Source organism: Candidatus Hydrogenedentota bacterium, assembly GCA_035416745.1.
Taxonomy (GTDB): domain Bacteria; phylum Hydrogenedentota; class Hydrogenedentia; order Hydrogenedentales; family SLHB01; genus UBA2224.
On sequence record DAOLNV010000171.1, the window covers coordinates 1 to 1909 of the forward strand.

The window sequence follows — 1909 nt, forward strand, 5'->3', positions numbered from 1 at the left end:
TTTTTGCGTGGGCGTGATTATGTTGGACACTTGCGGCTGGCTGGAATCCGCGGGGTCGCGCGCCATGGCCCGTTCGCAGATGGCCGCCAACTCCGATGGAATTTGGCGCGCGAGTTGGAGTACGGGAGCCGGTCGCTGGTTTAGTATCTTCTCCAAAATTTTCTGGGCGCTGTTTCCCTTGAATGGCGGCCGGCCGGTAAGAACCTCGTATAGAACCGCCCCCAAGGCATATACATCCGAACGTTCATCCACATGTTCGATATCCCCGGCCGCTTGTTCAGGAGGCATGTAGGCCGCCGTCCCCAGCACGGTCCCGTTCGCGGTTTGAAAGACTGCCGCTCCCGACGAATATTCCTCGGGGGAGGCCATCTTTCCGTCCTCACCGGGAGACGCAGTGGAGGCGTGCGATTTTGCCAGCCCCCAGTCAATCACGACCGTTTCCCCGAACTCGCCCACCATGACGTTCCTGGGCTTGATGTCGCGGTGAATTACGCCCCGGCTGTGGGCAAAGGCGATGGCTTGGCACAGGTCCACGACGTGTGGCAACAGTTTCATGCGTTCGCTGGCCGTTTTGGTCTGAACCACGGCTTCGTGCAGCGTTTTGCCGCGCACGAGTTTCATTGTGTAATAGAGCGTGCCGTCGGCGCGGTGGCCCACTTCATAGACCGGGACGATCCCCGGGTGTTCGAGTTGTCCGGTGAGTTGCGCCTCGCGCAGGAAACGGGCTGAGACCTCGGCCACATGCCGCACCGGCGTATCCCCGCTCCCACGGGGCGCCGGAGGGAGTAGTTCCTTGAGCGCGATGTCGCGGCCGATTATCTGGTCGTGTACGAGCAGGATGCGCCCCATCCCGCCGCGCGAGTGTTCGCCCCGCTGTGAATATCGTCCGGGGGCCTCATCGAGGATCATGCTGTCGGCCGCGAACTCCTCGGGTTTGGGTTTCATGAGCGGGAGTTCGGTGCTTTCGAACCCTTTCCCCGTTTGCACAAACGATTCCGATATTTCGGAGATTGCCAAGCCCGCCTTGAGCAGGCATTGGGGGCACAGGCCTTCCGGGGCGTCGGCGGGAAGTGGCGACCGGCATTGGGGGCATTGCGCTTGACGGTTCATCTTGTCCCTCCAAGGCATTTCCTGGGTTGTCATTCCTTTACAGAAAGAAGATTGGCGGAAGGTTATCGCACGACAGCGCCTTTGAGGGACGTCGGGGCCCGTTTCAAGGAGGTCAAGGTGCTCCGGCGGGTGTACTGGAATCGGCGGGGACGGCCGTGCCCCAGACCTTGCGTGCATCGGGGTCGCGTCCGCTCGTACCGCAGGAAGCGGCCAAGACACGGCCGCCCGGGCTGAACGCGATCGGATAATAGAGGATAGGATGCCGTGGACGACGACAATGGGCGCAACGATGGGCATCAGCATCGTCGCAAGAACGGTCATCGCCGTTCACACGTCGCGGTCTGTATTCTCTTGTTGCCTCTCCGTTTCCTGCCCAGCCTGGGATTCATCCCCGCCTTCCGCAACCAGTCGCTGCTGCCGGCCGGCCAATATTGCGCCCTCGAACCTGCCTGCCATCAAACCAATCAGGCGGCTGCACACGGCCAAGGCCAGGGCCAAAGGCGGGTTGCCGGAAGGGGACGCCGTCAACGGCTGCCCGCAGCGCGGCAAGTTGCTACCGCCTTCGAACGCCAGTTCTGGCCTCGAGTCCGGGCGACGGCGTGCTGCTATGGTTTTCGCACGATTTCCTCGATCGGCTGGCCGTCGAGGTAGAGGCCCGTTATCACGCCGGTGCCGCGCGAGACACGGATGGTGACGTAGGCCAAGGCGTTGCGGGCGCGTTCGCGATAGATTCTCTCCGCCTCCGGCGCCGCGGCCTCCTCCATGTAGTAGCGGTCGAACGGCCAGACGATCTGGGCTT

General features: G+C 62.5%; 2 protein-coding genes. Both read right to left on the bottom strand.

All coding sequences use genetic code 11. The annotated features are described in order from the left end of the window. Positions 1-1110: serine/threonine-protein kinase (locus PLJ71_22645; protein HQM51486.1), on the bottom strand; the 1110-nt coding region annotated here is incomplete at its 3' end. A gap of 605 nt (positions 1111-1715) precedes the next feature. Continuing rightward, the coding region (locus tag PLJ71_22650) for a hypothetical protein (protein HQM51487.1) at positions 1716-1909 on the bottom strand (194 nt) is incomplete at its 5' end.